Source organism: Burkholderia sp. SIMBA_062, assembly GCF_046534765.1.
Lineage (GTDB): Bacteria > Pseudomonadota > Gammaproteobacteria > Burkholderiales > Burkholderiaceae > Burkholderia > Burkholderia ambifaria.
The window spans coordinates 1-276 of sequence record NZ_JAWRYD010000228.1; the positions used below are offsets into that span (position 1 = coordinate 1).

Genomic DNA, 276 nt, shown 5'->3' on the forward strand with positions numbered 1-276 from the left:
TAATAGTCAACACGCTCCATCCTACTACGCAGCTACCGCACGGAGGCAGATACGCTATCCGACGCTTGAGGGTAATCACACCGCTAATGTTTGTGTCATCGGTGGAGGACTGACAGGCGTCAACACCGCACTGGAACTGGCCGAGCGAGGCCTGTCTGTCATTTTGCTGGAGGGAAGGCAGATCGGATGGGGAGCGAGCGGGCGTAACGGCGGGCAGTTAATCCGCGGCATTGGACATGACGTATCGGGGTTCTCACGCTATGTAGGGGATGAAGG

1 protein-coding gene is annotated in these 276 nt (G+C 57.2%); it reads left to right on the forward strand.

Annotation, left to right across the window (positions count from 1 at the left end; translation table 11 throughout):
* Window positions 1–49: 49 nt before the first annotated feature.
* A partial coding sequence (locus tag SB786_RS36150; RefSeq protein WP_410731566.1) for an NAD(P)/FAD-dependent oxidoreductase occupies window positions 50–276 on the forward strand: 227 nt, incomplete at its 3' end.